This is a genomic window from Mesorhizobium sp. 2RAF21, assembly GCF_052115345.1.
Taxonomy (GTDB): domain Bacteria; phylum Pseudomonadota; class Alphaproteobacteria; order Rhizobiales; family Rhizobiaceae; genus Mesorhizobium; species Mesorhizobium terrae.
In genome coordinates this window covers 1-17,732 of record NZ_JBFRGM010000010.1, presented here as the reverse complement: position 1 = coordinate 17,732, position 17,732 = coordinate 1, and the positions used below count along the sequence as shown (strand labels likewise).

Here is a 17,732-nt window from a genome sequence, read left to right as displayed (position 1 = left end):
TGACCTCAGGCTGCCGCGCGACGGAACCGGCGCGGCAGGAACTTGGCGCGTCGCTCCGGCTGCGAAGGTGCCAGATCGAAGACCGCGCGATGGAGCCTGGCCAGCAGGATCTTGCGATCGCGCAGCGGCTCGAATTCCTCGGGCGGCAACGTCTTGCCGATACGAACCTCGATCGCGCGACCCGACAGGCGCGCGAATTCGCGGATCAGCAGCGATATCCTGAGCGTCAGAGAAGCCTTTCCGACGAGACGCGCCAACCGCCCCTCGCGCTCGGCCAGGTTCATCGGCCGGCTGACGAGATGAAAAAGCCGCCCGTTCTGCCCGGAAAAATGCATCGGAATGACCGCCGCCTTGGCTTCTTGCACGAGCCGTGCCGGAAACATCTTCCACGGCAGGTCCTGAGCGCGGCCAAATCCTTTGGGAGCAGTCGCGACGCCGCCAGCCGGGAAGATGACGATGGTCACCCCTTCCTTCAGGAGCCGCATCGCTTCGTGGCGCACGGCCATGTTGGCTTTCACCGCCTCCTTGGTCTCCGAAAAATCGACGGGGAGCGAATAAGGCTCCATTTCGCGGATCCGCAACAGATCCTTGTGGATCATGACGCGAAATGGCCGTCCGAGCTTCTCGGCCAGCGACAGGACAGCAATGCCGTCGCCGATGCCGTAGGGGTGGTTGGCGACGATAACCAATGGAGCATCGGGAAGGTCGACCGGTGGCCATTGGTCGGCGCAGCGCATGCCCACGTCGATCAGGTCGAGCATTCGGCCGAAGACGCGGTCTCCGGTCGGCACGATGTTGCGGCGCCAAAGATCGTAGAGTGCTGCGAAACGATCGCGCCCCGACAGGCCTTCGACCGAGCGGATGAACCAGCGCGTGAAAACCGGCTGTCCGGCATTGGCGTAAGACAGTTCCGGAAAGGGTCTTTCGCGCGATCTGAACTTCATCATAGGCCTGTCATTTAATCGTCTTGCGTGACGCCGATGTGAAAACGGCGGTGGATCCCCACCGCCGTTCGCTGGAAGCTATTGAGTCAGGCGAGCTTCTTGCGTTTCAGGTCGGGAGGCGTCGCCTCGTCCGCTAGCGCGGTCACCGCCTCGGCCAGCGTCAGCGACTGCTGGTCGCGTGAGCCCAGGCGGCGCACGTTGACGGTCTCTTCTTCCGCCTCGCGCTTGCCGCAGACGAGAATGACCGGAACCTTGGCCAGCGAATGCTCGCGAACCTTGTAGTTGATCTTCTCGTTGCGCAGATCGGCCTCGGCCGACAGCCCGGCCGCCTTGAGCCGTTCCACCACCTTTTCGGCATAGGCATCGGCTTCGGAGGTGATCGTCGCCACCACCACCTGCAACGGCGCGAACCAGAGCGGGAAATGGCCCGAATAGTTCTCGATCAGGATGCCGAGGAAGCGTTCCATCGAGCCGCAGATGGCGCGATGCACCATGACCGGCTGCTTCTTCTCGGAGTCCGAGCCGATGTAGAAAGCGCCGAAGCGCTCCGGCAGGTTGAAGTCGACCTGCGTGGTGCCGCACTGCCATTCGCGGCCGATCGCGTCCTTCAACACATATTCGAACTTCGGCCCGTAGAACGCGCCCTCGCCCGGATTGATCGACGTCTTGATGCGATTGCCGGATCGCTGCTGGATCGTCGCCAGCACCTTCGACATGATCTCCTCGGCGTGATCCCACGCCTCGTCGGAACCGACCCGCTTGTCGGGACGGGTCGACAGCTTCACGCTGATCTCATCGAAGCCGAAATCGGCATAGGTCGACAGGATCAGGTCGTTGATGCGCAGGCACTCGGCGGCGAGTTGCTCCTCGGTGCAGAAGATATGGGCGTCGTCCTGCGTGAAGCCGCGCACGCGCATCAGCCCGTGCAGTGCGCCCGACGGCTCGTAGCGATGCACATTGCCGAATTCAGCAAGCTTTACAGGCAGATCGCGGTAGGATTTCAGCCCGTGCTTGAAAATCTGCACGTGACCCGGGCAGTTCATCGGCTTCAGCGCGAAAACACGGTCGTCGTCGGTGTCGTCGCCGGCCACCGTCACCTTGAACATGGCATCGCGATACCAACCCCAGTGCCCGGAAGTCTCCCACAGGCTCTTGTCGAGCACCTGCGGAGCGTTGACTTCCTGATAGCCCTGTTCGCCCAGCCGACGGCGCATGTAAGAAACCAGGTTCTGGAACATCTTCCAGCCCTTGGCGTGCCAGAAGACGACGCCGGGGCCTTCCTCCTGGAAATGGAACAGGTCCATCTCGCGACCGAGCTTGCGATGGTCGCGCTTTTCCGCCTCCTCCAGCATGTGGATGTAGGCGTCGAGCTGCGCCTGGTCTGCCCAGGCGGTGCCGTAGATGCGCGTCAGCATCGGGTTGTTGGCGTCGCCGCGCCAATAAGCGCCGGCAACCTTCATCAGCTTGAAGGCGCTGCCGATCTGGCCGGTCGAGGCCATATGTGGACCGCGGCACAGGTCAAACCACTCGCCCTGGGCATAAATCTTGAGGTCCTGGTCCTCGGGGATCGCATCGATCAGCTCGAGCTTGTAGCTCTCGCCCTTGTCGCGGAATACCTTCTTGGCACGGTCGCGCGACCAGACTTCCTTGGTGAAGGGCCTGTTGCGCGCGATGATCTCGCGCATCTTCTTCTCGATCGTCGGAAAGTCCTCAGGCGTGAAGGGCTCGTTGCGCGCGAAATCGTAGTAGAAGCCGTTGTCGATGACGGGACCGATGGTGACCTGGGTGCCCGGCCACAATTCCTGCACGGCCTCTGCCAGCACATGGGCGGTGTCGTGGCGGATCAATTCCAGCGCGCGCGGGTCGTCGCGGGTGACGATCTCGACCTTGCCGGACTTGCCGAGCGGATCGGAAAGATCACACAACTGGCCATCGACGCTGTAGGCCACGGCCTTCTTGGCGAGCGACTTCGAGATCGACTCGGCCAGGCCTGCACCGGTCATCGCCGCGTCGTATTCGCGGACGGAACCATCAGGAAATGTCAGGGAAACGGAATTCAGCAACGTTCTTCTCCTATCCAGTCCCGCAAACGAACGCGGGTGGTTGATTGCCGGAAACGTCCGGCGGCGAGCGGTCTTTTAGGGGCAGATAGCGGCGTCGTAAAGCCGGAGTGTTGGCGATTGGCGCTTGCGGCAATGAAATGGCCCCTGCTGTCGCAGGGACGCTTCAGCCCTGCTCGCCGGCGTGCCGCTTGCCGACACGCCAAAAGCGCCAGAACGCCCACCAGTGGAGATCCGGCGCGAGCTTGACCGGCACGTTGTCGATGCCATGCGTGCCGCCGGGGCCGCAGCGCATGACCCTGAACAGCCCCATCCAGCCGCCGGCCCACAGGCCATGGCGGGCGATCGCCTCATAGGCGTATTCCGAACAGGTCGGCATGTGCCGGCATGAATTGCCGACGAAACCGGACAAGGTCAGTTGGTAGAACCGCACCAGGGCGGTGCCCGCCAGCCTGCCCGGCGTCCGGCGCCAGGGCCCGGCCCAGTTGCGGCCGCGTGGTGTGGACGCACCAACCTCGCCGTGCTGATGCCCGCATTCGCGGCCATGCCCGTCAGCGTCGTTGTTCATCGCCGGTATCGCGCTCGCCCAATCATCCGCTGTAGATGGCCCGACGCAGCGCGTTTCGCAACGGCTACACCGGTATCAACCGCGCCGGAACCCGACAAAACCTGGCGTGATGGTGACCGGCACGCCTTGTTCGATCAAGGACAGCAGGCCGAGTATCACCTCCTCGCTCGGCTGGCCATAGACGTCGAGCCGGCGCATGACGCAGCTTTCCATGACATCGCGGATGTGCGGATCGGCTATGCGCCAATGCTCCAGGATGGCTTCCGAACTCGGCATGATCTGCAAGCTGTGGGCGCGCATGGCCTCGTCATCGACAAAGGTCTCGACGACGAGTTGCGGTCCGTTCGCCTCGGCGAAGGCGACCGCCTTGCGAATAGCGTCCTTGAACTGCTCGAGCTTGCCCGGCAGGATATCGAAGGACGAGATCTGCACGATGCGTCGCGACATGGCTAACTCCGCACTCACTGAGCAGCCTCGGGTCGAGCCGCCTCGAGCAGCACCGCCTTGATGGCCGATTGACCTCGCCATAGGGTGACGAGGCGACATAGACCAGTTCCACATCCTCGATGGCGTTGAACGAGCCGGGCGTGCCGGCGGGCAGATAAAGCACTTCGCCCGGGCCTGCAGTCTGCCATTCGCCGCGGCTGGCGACGGTGCAGCGGCCTCTGGTGACGATCAGCACCTCGTCATATGCGAACTCGAAGTCGCTGGTTGCGCCCTTGGGTGCCCGCACGAAGCCGATCGCGCCAAGCTTGGAGAGCGGCACATCGTCCTCGTTGAGCACGTCGACCAGCTTCGTGCCGGACCATTCCATCCAGTCCCGCGCCCGATCGGCGACGAATTTCTGGATGTCGGGCGTGTTGGGAACCTGCTTGTCCACGGGAGTTTTCCTTCTTGCGGCGCCGTTAAATCGATCATTTGCGGCTCGATCGACGTGCTACAAGTTCAAGTCAACTTGAGGTCAAGCGAAAAATGTGGGACAAAGTTGGGATGGAACCGACACTCACCATCAACCAGTTGTCGCGCCGCAGCGGCGTGGCGGCATCGGCGCTTCGTTATTACGAGGAGCGCGGCCTGATCGCCTCCGAACGCATCGGCAAGGGCCACCGCCGCTTCACGCGCGCCACCTTGCGCCGCCTCGCCTTCATCGTCTTCGCGCAGCGGCTCGGTATGTCGCTGGCGGAAATCCATGACGAACTGGACAAGCTGCCGACCGACCATGTGCCGAAGGGAGGCGACTGGTCACTGTTATCCGGCCCGTGGTCGGCGCGGATCGACGAGCGCATCGCCGAGTTGCAGCGGCTGAAGACCGGTCTCGCCGAATGCATCAGTTGCGGCTGTCTCTCACTCGAACGATGCCGGCTGGTGAACCCGCATGACAAGGCCGGAGCCCTCGGCCCCGGCCCCAGATACTGGATCGGCGATCGGTCGTCGGACAACGGATAGCTCTATCGCCGCCATGCCGGCCAATCATGCGCCTACAGCCTGTCGTGGCGCTGCGGACGCCTGCGCACATAGGTGTCCTTGTCGTCCGGCCGGTGCTTCAAGTTCTGAAAAGTGGCGAGCGTCAGCGCATCGAGAAGCGCCTGGATGATCTGTGACATCACAATCACTCCGGTCTGGCAAATCGGTTTCATGACCGGAATCAACGCCTGCTGGCGCTTATGTTCAAACGAGTATATTTCTGCCTTCGAATAACCTGAGGTTATGCGAATGAAGCGCAGCCGCCTGCCCCTCACCGCCCTGCGATCCTTCGAGGTCGCCGGCCGTCACACGAGCTTCAGCCGCGCCGCCGAGGAACTGCACGTTTCGCAGGCGGCAATCAGCCGCCAAATCCGCGAACTGGAAACCACGCTGTCGACCCCGCTGTTCGAGCGCCTGCACCGCAAGGTGGTGCTGACCGAGACGGGCAAGGCCCTGCTCACGCAGTTGACCGCCAGTTTCGACGGCATCGAGAGAATGCTGGCCGATATCGCCGCACGCTGCCAGACCAAGACGGCCAGGGTGAGCTCCGACGCCTCGCTGGCCTCCTGCTGGCTGATCCCGCGGCTGGACCGCTTCCGGCGCGCCAATCCGGACATCGATGTGGTGCTGGACGTCGACCCTCGGCTGATCGAATTCCGCGCCGAGCAGGCCGAGCTGGCGTTGCGGTTCTCCTTCCACAACACCAGTTGGGCAAACAGCGAAGCGGAACGCCTCGCCTACGCCTATGAGACGCCGGTGGTGGCGCCGGTTCTGCTGGCAAACGGTGCGCCGATCGAAAAGCCGGGCGACCTGCGCCGCTTCACGCTTTTGCACGAGGAAAGCCGCGAACACTGGAAGAACTGGTTTCGCCTGGCCGGCGAAGAGGAGGCAGACGTGCGGGCTCCGGGTCCGATGTATGCCGACATGGCGCTGTCCAAGCAGGCGGCCTTGCTCGGCCATGGCGTCGCTTTGGTCGACCTTCTCTACATGCAGGACGAACTGGCCGCCGGCACGCTGATCAGGCCATTCGCCACCGAACTCAATTCCGGCGGTTATTTCCTCGTCGCCCGCAATCTGTCGAAGCTCAGCGAACCGGCCCGCATCTTCGCGGACTGGATACGGGCGGAGTTCGCGGCAAGCGTGGCGGCGCTGTCGTTAACCAAGGGTGAACGGTCCGTACTCGGCGCCGCAAGTGGGCATATTCCCTCCACTCGCCTATCTGAACCTTTGAATTGATCGTTCGCCGCTCCGCGCCGATGGTGCGTCTTGCCGAAGCGAACATCACCCGCCCTCCACCGGATCCCCTATCCGGCAACCAGAAATAGAGGTTTCCATGTCGAACACCGTCGAATTCGGGCTGGATACGTTTGGCGACGTCACCGCTGACGACGACGGCGCTCTGCTGCCGCAGGCCGAGGTCATCCGCAATGTCGTCGATGAGGCCGTGCTGGCCGATCAGCTCGGCATCGATTTCATCGGCGTCGGCGAGCACCACCGCAACGACTTCGCCGTTTCCACGCCCGAGACCGTATTGGCCGGCATCGCCACGCGCACGAACCGCATCAAGCTGGGCTCGGCGGTGACGGTGCTGAGTTCCGATGATCCGATCCGGGTCTTCCAGCGGTTTTCCACCGTGGATGCGCTGTCCAACGGCCGCGCCGAAGTCATCCTCGGGCGTGGCTCCTTCACCGAATCCTTCCCGCTGTTCGGTTTCCAGCTCAGCGACTATGAAACGCTGTTCACCGAAAAGCTCGACCTGTTCGCGGCGCTCCTGAAGGGCGAGCCGGTCAGCTGGCAGGGTTCGATCCGGCCGCCGCTCAAGGACCAGTCCGTCTATCCGCCGATCGAGACCGGCACGCTGAAGACATGGATCGGCGTCGGCGGCAGCCCGGAATCCGTCGTGCGTGCAGCGCGTTACAACCTGCCCTTGATGCTGGCCATCATCGGCGGCAACCCGCAGCGCTTCCGGCCTTATGTCGATCTCTATCACCAGGCGCTCGACCAGCTTGGCGGCGCAAAGCAGCCAATCGGCGTGCATTCGCCGGGCTATGTCGCCGATACCGACGAACAGGCGCGCGAGGAGCTTTGGCCGCATTACAAGAAGATGCACGACCGCATCGGCGGCGAACGCGGCTGGCCGCCGACCTCACGGGCCTCCTTCAATTCGGAGGCCGATCTCGGTTCGCTTTATGTCGGCTCGCCCGAAACGGTGGCGCGCAAGATAGCGGCGACCGTGAAGGGACTGGGGGCTTCGCGCTTCCAGATGAAATATTCGTCCGGCCCGCTGCCGCACGAGAAGATGATGCACTCCATCGAACTTTACGGCTCGAAGGTCATACCGATGGTGCGCGATCTCATCGCGTAAGAAGTCCGTGATTTCAGCCTCATAGGCAAGCAGGCTGACAGTCCGATTCAAGCAGAAAGCCCGGCGCGGTTTCCCGCGCCGGGCTTTCTTTTGACGAAGCGAATGCTCAATCCTTGGCGTTCAGATCGGTGCCCAGCGTATCCTTGACGAAGAGCGTGCCGATGATGAGCGACATGGCCGCGAACACGATCGGGTACCAGAGGCCGTAATAGATATCGCCCTTGGCCGCACTGAGCGCGAACACGGTTGCCGGAAGCAGACCGCCGAACCAGCCATTGCCGATGTGATAAGGCAGCGACATGCCGGTGTAGCGGATGCGGGTCGGGAACATCTCGACCAGGATCGCCGCGATCGGCCCGTACACCATCGTCACATAGAGGACGAGGATGAACAGGATGCCGATGACCATCGGCCAGTTCACGGCTGCGGGGTCAGCCACCATCGAGAAGGCGCCGGCGGCAGGAACGCTGTAGACGGTGACGTCAGCGGCACTGCCGGCCTCTTCCTGCGTGATCAGCTTGTCCTTCACCGCCTGGGCGGCCGGAACGGCGGTCTTCTCGCCGCCGCGAATGGCGGCAGCGTCGAGCTTCAGCTCCGGATTGGCCGTCACGAAGGCGTCCAGCTTCTGGTCCGCCACCTTGGCGGCGGCACGCACCAGCGGATAGCCGCCGTCGTGCAGGGCGATGTTCACCGCCTTCGAGAAGGCGCCGTCCTTGGCCTTGGCCTGATCGCCGGCGGCGACGGCGTCGTAGGATTCGACCGTCTCCTTGCCGATCTTGACCGTGGCCGCGGTGCCCGGTGCGGCCGTGGTCACGACGTCATACGGAACCGAGTTCTTGGTAAGGAACGAGGTTGCGATGTCGCAGGATGTCGTGAACTTTGCCGTGCCCACCGGGTTGAACTGGAACTTGCAGTCGCCCGGAGCGGCGGTCACCGTCGCCCGTGTGTTCTGCTGTGCGGTGGCCAGCGCCGGATTGGCGGCCCAGGTCAACGCCTTGAACAGCGGGAAGTAGGTGACGATGGCGAGCGCCAGGCCAGCCATGATGATCGGCTTGCGGCCGATCTTGTCGGACAGCCAGCCGAACACGACGAAGAAGATGGAGCCCAGCGCCAGCGCGATAGCGATCATGATGTTGACCGAGTAGGCGTCGACCTTGAGCACGTTCTGCAGGAAGAACAGTGCGTAGAACTGGCCGGAATACCAGACAACGGCCTGGCCGGCGGTGAGGCCGAACAAAGCGAGAAGCGCGATCTTGGCGTTCTTCCACTGGCCGAAGGCTTCCGACAGCGGCGCCTTGGAGCCCTTGCCCTCTTCCTTCATGCGCTGGAAGGTCGGCGATTCCGACAGCGAAAGCCGGATCCACACCGAAATGCCGAGCAGGACGAAGGACAGGATGAACGGAACGCGCCAGCCCCAAGCGGCGAAGGCTTCCTTGCCGAGCCAGCTCTGCACGATCAGGATGACGATCAGCGACAGGAACAGGCCAAGCGTCGCCGTGGTCTGGATCCACGAGGTGTAGTAGCCACGACGATCGTCGGGCGCGTGCTCGGCGACATAAGTCGCGGCACCGCCATATTCACCGCCGAGCGCCAGGCCTTGCAGCATGCGCAGTGCGATCAGGATGACAGGCGCCGCGATGCCCCATGTTGCCGCTCCAGGGAGAATACCGACCAGGAAAGTCGACAGGCCCATGATGAGGATGGTGACCAGGAAGGTGTATTTGCGGCCGACGAGGTCGCCGATGCGGCCGAAGACCAGCGCGCCGAACGGGCGCACCAGGAAGCCGGCGGCAAACGCCAGCAGCGCGAAGATGTTGCGGGTCGCTTCCGGATATTGCGTGAAGAAGGTGGCGCCGATGAAGGCGGCCAGCGATCCGTAGAGATAGAAATCGTACCATTCGAAGACGGTGCCGAGCGACGAGGCGAAGATGACCTTCTTCTCCTCCCGCGTCATGCCGCGGCCTGTCCTGCCGGCGGTCTGTGCCATTGCCATGAGTGTTCCTCCCAAATGCCCTCGATGCCGGGGGATCGACGCCCGCACCCTCCTCCGGATACGGACTCAAACCGGCTATCGGCACGGAATCTGACAGAAAGCGCCTGTCCTGAGGACCGAGCAATTGGGATTATGACTTTGGTCTAATATGCGCGGCTGGCGCTGCCCTGCCCCGCAAGGAACAGGCGGAACGTGCTATCCGCCCAGCGCTTCAAGCAAGGCCACCGCCGCCATCATGTCGCGATGGCGGAAGGCGCGGCGCGCGACCGCTTCCGAATCCTGGCCCCAATGCTCGATCTGCCAGTCCTCGTCGACGTGGCCTGCCGTCCATGCCGTCTCGCCGGTCAATTCGCCGGCATCGACCGCCAGCGCCAGCAGCGCCGATCCGGTGATCGAGGTCATGACGTGGATGGCTGCCAGCCGGAACGGGTCGTTGCGGCGGGCAAGATGGGCACCGAGGACAGCGATCGATTCCCGCGGCTGTTCGACATGGATGACGCCTTCGGCCAGTTCGAAGCGGGCGCCGAGCGATGAACGCGCCCAGTCGATCACCGGGTCCCAATGCACGTTCTGGCGGTCGACCAGGCCCTGCGGGCTGTCGGCGCGGTAGCACAGCAGATCGGACGAGGCGAAGCGCAGAACATCTTCCAGCACCGCCTGCGGGTCGGAGGCAACGCCGTCGATGGCGGTGTTGACCAGCCGCAGCACCGGCATCGTCACCGGATCGATCGTCTCGGCCTGTGCCTCGAACTCCGCCGCAACGAGTGCCGCCGCCTTTTCGGTCGGCAGCGCCAGCAATGCCTTGCCTGGCGTGCGCACCGACTTGCCGTCGAGATGGACGGCGAATGCATTCTCGACCGGCACGACCGAGGCGGCGGTGTAGAAGCGCTTCGGCAGCGGCGTCTTCATCTGGATCTGGGCGCGGCGCACCGGGTCCGGGTCGGAAAGCTGTTTGCCAGCCTCGAGATCGCTCAGAATGTCGCGCATTGCCTATCCATCTTCTACGTCGTCTTCAGCCGCCTTGGCCGGTTGACGATGCTCAGTCCCGCGCCGATCAGGCCGAGCGCCAGAAAGATCTTCCAGGTCAGCGGTTCGCCGAGGATCAGCCAGCCGCATATGACACTGAATGCAGGCGACAGGAAGGTGAAACTCGACAGCCCCGCCGCTGGATAACGCCGCATCAGCCAGAACCAGACGATATAGGTGATGGCAACGACATAAACGGCCTGGAACAGCAGCGCGCCGGTGGCCAGCGGCGTCACGTCGCGCAGCGCCGGGCCGGCCAGCGGCACCAGCGGGATCGCCATCAACGCGGAAACCACGAGCTGATAGAGCAGAACCTTCTCGGCGCCGGCCGTCTGCAGCTTCGAGCGCTTGATAACCAGCGTGGTCAGTGCCCAGAACAGCCCCGCCGCGAGGCTGAGCAGATCGCCGGTCATGGTCGAAGGGCCGGCGGCGCCCAGCCGGTCGGAAAAGATCACCACCACCCCGCAGAAGGCCAGCGCGAGGCCGAGCAATTTCTGCAGGGTCATGCGCTCGCCCAGCCAGAAATGCGCGCCGACCAGCACCCAGAACGGCATTGTGTTGACCAGCAAGGAGTTCCGCGCCACCGTCGTGTATTCCAGCGCCACGAAAACGAGGCAGAACTCGGCGCCGAACAGCAGGCCGGCCAGGATGCCGCCCCACAACGTGCCGTCCTTCTCGAACAGCCGGATGCCACGGAAGCGGCACCACAGGAAAACCAGCACGCAGGCAATCGCCGAGCGCGCCACGTTCAGGAAGATCGGGTTGTAGCCGGTGTTGGTGAGCTTGGCAGCGACGCCGTTCAGCCCCCAGGAGAAGGTCAGCGCCAGCATGAAAACCACCGCGGCGGTGTCGATGGCGTCGCGGCGGTCCAGACTATGGCTCGCAGTGCTCATTCCCATCCTCCGCGCCGGCTTCAATCAGCCAGTTCCCTACAGGACGTGGGTGCTCGCGGCATGATCCAAGGCAAGCGGAGCGGTGGTTCACCGCCCTACGGTTAGTCCTCGGCGCTTGCCTCGTCAAAGCCGAGCAGGTTCCAGCTCTGGCGCATATGCGGCGGCATCGGCGCGGTCACGTCGACGAAGCCCTTGTCGGGATGCGGGATGACGATGCGGCGGGCGTGCAGATGCAGGCGGTTTTGCATGCCGCCTGGGAAATCCCAATTGGTATCGGCTTCGAAATATTTCGGATCGCCGATGATGGGACAGCCGATATGGGCGGCGTGCACGCGCAGCTGATGGGTGCGGCCGGTGTAAGGCTCCATCTCAAGCCAGGACAATGATTGCGCCGCCTGCTCGACCACCCGGTAATAAGAGACCGCGTGGTCGGCGCCCTTCTCGCCATGCTTGGCGACGCGGACACGGTCGCCGTCGGGTGTCGGTTCCTTGACCAGCCAGGTCGAGATCTTGTCCTCGCGCTTCGGCGGCACGCCCTTCACCAGCGCCCAATAGGTCTTCTTGGTCTCGCGGGCGCGAAAAGCTTCCGACAGCTTCATGGCAGCGAGCCGCGTGCGCGCAATGACCAGTACGCCGGACGTATCACGGTCCAGCCGATGCACCAGGCGCGGCTTCTCGCCCTTCTTGTTGCGCCAGGCCTCCAGCATGTCGTCGACATTGCGGGTCACGCCGGAACCGCCCTGCACGGCAAGACCCGCCGGCTTGTTGAAGACGAAGACCTTGTCGTCTTCGTGCAGCAGCATTTTCTTGAGTACGTCCGCATCGTCCTGATTGCGGATCGAGTAGCCGGTGAGCTGGTCGGCGCCACCCTTCTTGTCGACATCCAGCGGCGGAATGCGGATCACCTGCCCCGGCTCGACGCGGGTGTCGGTCTTGGCGCGGGCGCCGTTGACGCGCACCTGGCCGGAGCGCAGCAGCTTTTGCAACTGCACAAAGCTCAATCCGGGATAGTGGCTCTTGAACCAGCGATCGAGGCGCATGCCTGTTTCGCCGGCTTCCACCGTGATCTGTTCGACGCCTGCCATGGGTCCGCCTTTATTCTTCGAAGCGCGCCAATAGCACTACTGCATCGGCCCGAAAATCGGAATCGATTTTCGGGCCGATGCAGCAGATTCAACATGTTAGAGCGTCCTTTGCGCGTCCAATTGGACGCGCGGCGCTCTAAGGCAGCGTTCTTACGAGCCAAAGCCCGAGGAACAGCGCCAGAATCGCGCCAACGACACTGGCCAGCGCATAACCCAGCGCCGTCAACGCCGCACCGCGCTCCCACAGCGTGGCGAAATCCAGCGAAAAGGCGGAGAAGGTGGTGAAGCCGCCGAGGATGCCGGTGGCGACGAACAGGCGCAATTCCGAGGAAGCGCCGCCGTAGCGGCGCGACAGCGTGGCGATGAAGGCCCCCATGACGAAGGAGCCGATGATGTTGATGACCATCGTGCCCCAGGGAAAATTGGGGCCGACAAGCCTGAGCGCGCCAAGATTGAAGAGATGGCGGATGCCGGCGCCGATCGCGCCGCCAACCGCCACGAGGAGAAGATGAAGCATCGCCCTCTTCCGTGTCGCCGGTCGCGATTTACGCCTCGGCCTTCTTGCCCTTGTTGGACGAGATCATCTTCCAGTTCTTGTAGAACATGGAGTTGATGCGCTCGACGCTCATCGAAACAATCTTCAGCAGCGCCGCAACCACGCCCGGCACCGGGGACGGGCGGATGACGTCCATGAACACGCAGTAGCGGCGGCCGTCATACTCGTTGACCGAGCGGTGCAGCAGCGTGTCGTCGAAGATGTACATCGGATTGTCGTGCCAGTAGTTCCTGGCATCCTGGCATTCGACGAAGATCTCGGCGTTGACCGGGATCAGGTTGTACAGCACGCGCAAGGAGAGCCGCAGCGGCCCGAAATGCCAGGAGGTCGATTCCCGTCCCGAGAACACCGAAACGGCGATGGTCTTCACATATTTGAAGTCCTTGTTGAACTCCGGAACGTTGTCGATCTTGTGCTTGCCGTACCACTGGTAGACATACATGCCGCGCCGGCCGGTGCCGAAATTGGCGTCGATGTCAGCGATGATCTCGTTGCGGCGCTCCTTGAAAACGTCGAGCACCTCGTTGACTTCGCGCTGATAATCGGCCGGAAACTGCTCCAGCTTCCACACGCCCCAGTTCTTGTAGGAAATCAGGTCGACCAGCAGGTTGAACGGCGACAGCAGCCAGGTGAACATGCCGTTGCCGGTGAAATAGAGGCTGAACAGCCGCTGGTCTTTCTTCTTGTTGCGCAGCACGTCGATAAGGCCGCAGACGAGCCAGATCAGCGTGATGATGGGAATGAAATAGAAGCCGACCCCCAAAATCACCACGGCGATGGCGGCTTTGCGGATTGCCTTGCGTTGATCTTTGGTCATATCGAGCCTGGCGCCGGGCGCCACCCTTTTTGAGAGTTCGCCGCGCCCTCGGCAGCGACGCATTTACCCCAGTGTCGGCTGCATAAGCTTATTCACGATTGCGCACAAGACGGACGCCGGGTCAGTTCCTGTGAACGAGGACATAAAGCGGAGTAAAAAGGTCATTATTTTGGAAGACACCAGCAATATGGGCTGATGCCGAGAAACCGGCCCTAGCCGCCGCGCTCCTTCCTCAGCTTCGACCAGTATTCCAGCCGTTTCCTGATCTCGCGCTCGAAGCCGCGTTCGGGCGGGTCGTAGAAGGTCTGGCGGCCCATCTTTTCGGGGAAATAATCCTGGCCGGAAAAGGCGTCCGGCTCGTCGTGGTCGTAACGATAGCCGGCGCCGTAACTCTCTTCCTTCATCAGCTTGGTCGGCGCGTTGAGGATATGCTTAGGCGGTAACAGCGAGCCGTTCTCCTTGGCGGCGCGGGTCGCCGCCTTGAAGGCGTTGTAGACGGCGTTCGATTTCGGCGCGGTGGCCAGATAGACGCAGGCCTGCGCAAACGCCAGTTCACCCTCGGGCGAGCCGAGATAATCGTAGGCATCCTTGGCGGCATTGGCGACGACCAGCGCCTGCGGGTCGGCCAGGCCGATGTCTTCCACCGCCATGCGCACCAGCCGACGGCCGAGATAGAGCGGGTCCTCGCCGGCGTCGAACATGCGCGCCAGATAATAGAGCGCGGCGTCTGGATCGGAGCCGCGCACGGATTTGTGCAGGGCAGAGATCAGATTGTAGTGGCCGTCCTGTCCCTTGTCGTAGATCGGGGCGCGGCGCTGCACCACCTCCTGCAGGCCGGTGGGATCGAAGATTTCGCCCGGCTTCGCGGCCCGCCAGACTTCCTCGGCGAGCGTCAGCGCGGCGCGACCGTCGCCGTCAGCCATGCGCACCAGGGTCAACCTCGCCTCTTCGTCGAGCGGCAGTGGCTTGCCTTCCGTCTGCTCGGCGCGGTCGAGTAGCCTGGCAATGCTGTCTTCCCCGAGCGATTGGAACACCAGCACGCGCGAACGCGACAACAGAGCGGCGTTGAGCTCGAAGGACGGGTTTTCCGTGGTGGCGCCGACCAGGATGACGGTGCCGTCTTCCATCACGGGCAGAAAACTGTCCTGCTGGGCGCGGTTGAAGCGATGGATCTCGTCGACGAACAGCAATGTCTGGCGGCCGTTGGTGCGGCGCAGGCGCGCCGTCTCGAACACCTTCTTCAGGTCGGCTACGCCGGAGAAGATCGCCGATATCTGTTCGAAGGCAAGGCTGGTCTCGCCGGCCAGGAGCCTCGCCACCGTGGTCTTGCCGGTGCCGGGCGGGCCCCAGAAGATCATCGAGCCCAGCGTGCCGGAGGCGATCATGCGCGAGAGGGCGCCGTCGGGCCCGGTCAGCTGTTCCTGACCGACGACTTCGGCAAGCGATCGCGGCCGCAGCCGGTCGGCCAATGGCCGGCCCGGCGGCGCCTTTTGCGGTTCAGCGGTTCCGAACAGATCGGCCATGGGGCCATTTCACAGTGCTGGGGTCAGGAACGCAACACTCAGTAACGCAACACCTGGCGCAGCGTCTGGCCGCCGCGCTCGACGGTGAAACGCCACCAGCGCGTGTTCTGCAGCGCTGCTTCTTCCAGCTTCTTGGCGCTGTCGATGGTGACGCCGTTGACCTCGCGCACGATGTCGCCCGGCTGGAAGCCGAAATCCGCCGCCGGCGAGGTGCGCTCGATATCGACCACAGCTACGCCCTTGACGTCGGTGCGGATGCCGAGACGCTGCGCCAGCCGCGGCGACAGATCGGCCACCCGCGCGCCGGCGAAGGGGCTGCGGCCACGCAACATCAGCTCGGCGGTCTTCAGGCCTTCGGGCGCGCGTTCGAGCGCGATGGCGATCTGCTGCTGCTGGCCCTTGGTGAGCACGCCGAAGGTGGCGTTCGAGCCGATCGACAGCGTCGCCATGCGGTAATCCAGCGCCTCGATGCCTTCGACCACGGTGCCGTTCAGCGTCTGTACGACATCGCCCGGCTTCAGGCCGGCCTTGGCGGCCGGGCCGCCGTCGGCGACGGAGGAAACCAGAGCGCCGGTCGCCTTCTGCATGCCGAGCGATTCGGCGATCTGCGGCGTCACCGCCTCGAACTCGGCGCCGATATAGGGCCGCTCGAAGAAATCGCTGCCGGACTTGGCGGCCTCGGCGAAGGCGCGCACCATGTTGGCGGGAATGGCGAAGCCGATGCCGATCGAGCCGCCGCTGCGGCTGTAGATGGCGGTGTTGATGCCGACCAGCTGGCCGCCCATGTTGATCAACGCGCCGCCGGAATTGCCGGGATTGATGGCGGCGTCCGTCTGGATGAAATAGCCGGAATCCGAAATGCCGATATGGCTGCGGGCAAGCGCGGAGACGATGCCGGAGGTGGTGGTCTGGCCAACGCCGAACGGGTTGCCGATGGCCAGCACCAGATCGCCGACCTCGAGCGCGTCGGAATCGCCGATGGCGATGACCGGGAACGGCTTGTCGCCCTCGATCTTGAGCACGGCGAGATCGAGCGATTCGTCCTTGAGCATCACCTTGGAGGTGAATTCGCGCCCGTCGGCCAGCGCCACCTTGACCTCGTCGGCGCCCTTGATGACGTGGTAGTTGGTGACGATGACGCCGGTCGGGTCGACCAGCACGCCGGAGCCCAGCGACGACTGCGCGCGCGGCATCGAGCGGCCGAAGAACTCCTCGAAGAAGGGATCGCCGTCGAACGGCGACGTCACCTTGGCGGTCTGCGAGGCATAGACATTGACCACGGCGGGCGCGGTCTGCTTGACCAGCGGCGCGAAGGACAGCTGCACTTCCTCGCGGCCGAACGGCACGCGCTTGTCCGGGCCAGCGGTGTTGTTGCCCTCGACGCCATGGAGAAGGTCGGTCAGCACGTCGGACAGGCCGGGCTCGTTCTTGGTGGCCGGCGGCGTGGCTTCCTGCGCCACCGCGCGACCGGCGACAAAATTGGCCGTCAGCGCCACAAAGGCGCAAAACAGAATGAGAGACAGCCGCTTAGAACGCATACCGAATCCTCCGAACAAGTTCCGCGCCATTGTCGCGAGGAATGTGCAATTTGAAAGGCCGTAGCGACAATTGCCAAATTTGTCGATGGTTGGCGCGACGCGCTGTTTTTTGACGGCGCCATTTCAGCGCGTCAGTCCAGGCAATACGGACTGTTCAGGACGAGGACCGGGCCGTGCTCGACGACGGTGCGGCCAATGGGTTCCGGCTCTCGCTATGCTCGGCCGGAATGACGGCGTGGTTGCCGCCTTCATCCTGTTTCAGGCCTTCAGAGGGATGTGACGGGGCGGCTTCTCAAGCGTTCGTCATTCCGGGCCAGCGAGGCGAAGCCGAGCGCCGACCCGGAACCCATTGAGCAGCGCGGCCGGGACCTGGGTTCGCGCGGACAGCCGTGAAACACGCGGCGCCGGTCCGGCTGCGTGAACGGTTCAGGACGAGGACCGGGCCGTGCTCGACGATGTTGCGGCCAATGGGTTCCGGCTCTCGCTGCGCTCGGCCGGAATGACGGCGGCGGTACAGTCGCGTCGACGCATAGTAGCGTTGATACACTTCTTCATCGCCACGCTGCGGAAATCCGCCCTGGCCATTGTCAAAAAACACTCCCTTGCGGGAGGTGGGAAGCGGGGCGCCGGGTCGGTGCCTCACGCTATTCTAATGCTGGCGCCTTCCGGGCGCCCCGCCAGTGTTCTTGCCCCGGACCGACCTCGCACGTCACTGTTGACGGCAGACTTCGGGCCTCAAAGCCGCCATTTTCGGCGGCCGGGTTTTTCCAGGGCCCGGACTTAGGGCTCGTCACCAGACACCGCCACCGTTAGCGCTGCCAGTCCGGCACCGGCGCCCTCCCTGATACCCGGTGCGCACCAGGTTCCCGTGAGGGCGATGGGCCGATTGTGGCGTGTGCC

The 17,732-nt window shown here is 63.6% G+C and carries 17 protein-coding genes; 3 read left to right on the top strand and 14 right to left on the bottom strand.

What is annotated here, in order from left to right; all coding sequences use genetic code 11:
• Nucleotides 1-5: 5 nt before the first annotated feature.
• From AB4136_RS17250 to AB4136_RS17230, 5 genes are all read right to left on the bottom strand, one after another.
• Nucleotides 6-947, bottom strand: coding sequence for a lysophospholipid acyltransferase family protein (locus AB4136_RS17250; RefSeq protein ID WP_024924801.1), 942 nt, complete (start codon nt 945-947; stop codon nt 6-8).
• Between the two features lie 83 nt (nt 948-1,030).
• On the bottom strand, nt 1,031-3,007 hold the full coding sequence (gene thrS, locus AB4136_RS17245; protein ID WP_024924800.1) for a threonine--tRNA ligase: 1,977 nt from the start codon (nt 3,005-3,007) through the stop codon (nt 1,031-1,033).
• 163 nt (nt 3,008-3,170) lie between these two features.
• On the bottom strand, nt 3,171-3,572 hold the full coding sequence (yidD, locus tag AB4136_RS17240; RefSeq protein WP_024924799.1) for a membrane protein insertion efficiency factor YidD: 402 nt from the start codon (nt 3,570-3,572) through the stop codon (nt 3,171-3,173).
• 75 nt (nt 3,573-3,647) lie between these two features.
• Nucleotides 3,648-3,872, bottom strand: coding sequence for a hypothetical protein (locus tag AB4136_RS17235; RefSeq protein ID WP_081766907.1), 225 nt, complete (start codon nt 3,870-3,872; stop codon nt 3,648-3,650).
• A 7-nt stretch (nt 3,873-3,879) separates the two neighbouring features.
• Entirely contained in the window at nt 3,880-4,452 is a 573-nt protein-coding gene (locus AB4136_RS17230) for an AraC family ligand binding domain-containing protein (protein ID WP_081766906.1), read from the bottom strand.
• Nucleotides 4,453-4,562: 110 nt separating this feature from the next.
• Between AB4136_RS17230 and soxR the strand changes: the two genes are divergently transcribed.
• A complete protein-coding gene (soxR, locus tag AB4136_RS17225; protein ID WP_024924797.1) occupies nt 4,563-5,018 on the top strand; it encodes a redox-sensitive transcriptional activator SoxR in 456 nt (151 codons plus the stop codon).
• Nucleotides 5,019-5,050: 32 nt separating this feature from the next.
• Here soxR and AB4136_RS17220 read toward each other — a convergent pair whose 3' ends face one another.
• Complete coding sequence (locus tag AB4136_RS17220; RefSeq protein ID WP_275040852.1) at nt 5,051-5,176, bottom strand: hypothetical protein; 126 nt, start codon at nt 5,174-5,176, stop codon at nt 5,051-5,053.
• Between the two features lie 109 nt (nt 5,177-5,285).
• Between AB4136_RS17220 and AB4136_RS17215 the strand changes: the two genes are divergently transcribed.
• Nucleotides 5,286-6,272, top strand: a complete 987-nt coding sequence (locus AB4136_RS17215; protein ID WP_137900477.1) for a LysR substrate-binding domain-containing protein — start codon at nt 5,286-5,288, stop codon at nt 6,270-6,272.
• Between the two features lie 97 nt (nt 6,273-6,369).
• Nucleotides 6,370-7,401 (top strand): LLM class flavin-dependent oxidoreductase, encoded by a 1,032-nt coding sequence (locus tag AB4136_RS17210; RefSeq protein WP_024924795.1) that lies wholly within the window; start codon nt 6,370-6,372, stop codon nt 7,399-7,401.
• Between the two features lie 106 nt (nt 7,402-7,507).
• On the opposite strand, the gene AB4136_RS17205 is transcribed toward AB4136_RS17210, so the two are convergent.
• The 8 genes from AB4136_RS17205 to AB4136_RS17170 all read right to left on the bottom strand — a co-directional run bounded on the left by AB4136_RS17205 (nt 7,508) and on the right by AB4136_RS17170 (nt 16,832).
• Nucleotides 7,508-9,394 carry an MFS transporter gene (locus AB4136_RS17205; protein WP_024924794.1) on the bottom strand — a complete coding sequence of 629 codons (1,887 nt, stop codon included), beginning with the start codon at nt 9,392-9,394 and terminating at the stop codon, nt 7,508-7,510.
• A 195-nt stretch (nt 9,395-9,589) separates the two neighbouring features.
• The gene (locus AB4136_RS17200) at nt 9,590-10,381 is read right to left on the bottom strand and encodes an ATP12 family chaperone protein (protein ID WP_024924793.1); all 792 of its coding nucleotides are present in this window, start codon (nt 10,379-10,381) and stop codon (nt 9,590-9,592) included.
• A 14-nt stretch (nt 10,382-10,395) separates the two neighbouring features.
• Nucleotides 10,396-11,313: a DMT family transporter gene (locus AB4136_RS17195; RefSeq protein WP_024924792.1), complete on the bottom strand. Its 918-nt coding sequence runs from the start codon at nt 11,311-11,313 to the stop codon at nt 10,396-10,398.
• 101 nt (nt 11,314-11,414) lie between these two features.
• A complete protein-coding gene (locus AB4136_RS17190) occupies nt 11,415-12,398 on the bottom strand; it encodes an RluA family pseudouridine synthase (RefSeq protein WP_024924791.1) in 984 nt (327 codons plus the stop codon).
• Between the two features lie 136 nt (nt 12,399-12,534).
• Nucleotides 12,535-12,915: a fluoride efflux transporter CrcB gene (gene crcB, locus AB4136_RS17185; RefSeq protein ID WP_024924790.1), complete on the bottom strand. Its 381-nt coding sequence runs from the start codon at nt 12,913-12,915 to the stop codon at nt 12,535-12,537.
• 28 nt (nt 12,916-12,943) lie between these two features.
• Entirely contained in the window at nt 12,944-13,771 is an 828-nt protein-coding gene (locus AB4136_RS17180) for an aspartyl/asparaginyl beta-hydroxylase domain-containing protein (RefSeq protein WP_024924789.1), read from the bottom strand.
• Nucleotides 13,772-13,983: 212 nt separating this feature from the next.
• The gene (locus AB4136_RS17175) at nt 13,984-15,294 is read right to left on the bottom strand and encodes a replication-associated recombination protein A (protein WP_137900476.1); all 1,311 of its coding nucleotides are present in this window, start codon (nt 15,292-15,294) and stop codon (nt 13,984-13,986) included.
• A 38-nt stretch (nt 15,295-15,332) separates the two neighbouring features.
• Nucleotides 15,333-16,832 carry a DegQ family serine endoprotease gene (locus tag AB4136_RS17170; RefSeq protein ID WP_024924787.1) on the bottom strand — a complete coding sequence of 500 codons (1,500 nt, stop codon included), beginning with the start codon at nt 16,830-16,832 and terminating at the stop codon, nt 15,333-15,335.
• Nucleotides 16,833-17,732 lie beyond the last annotated feature (900 nt).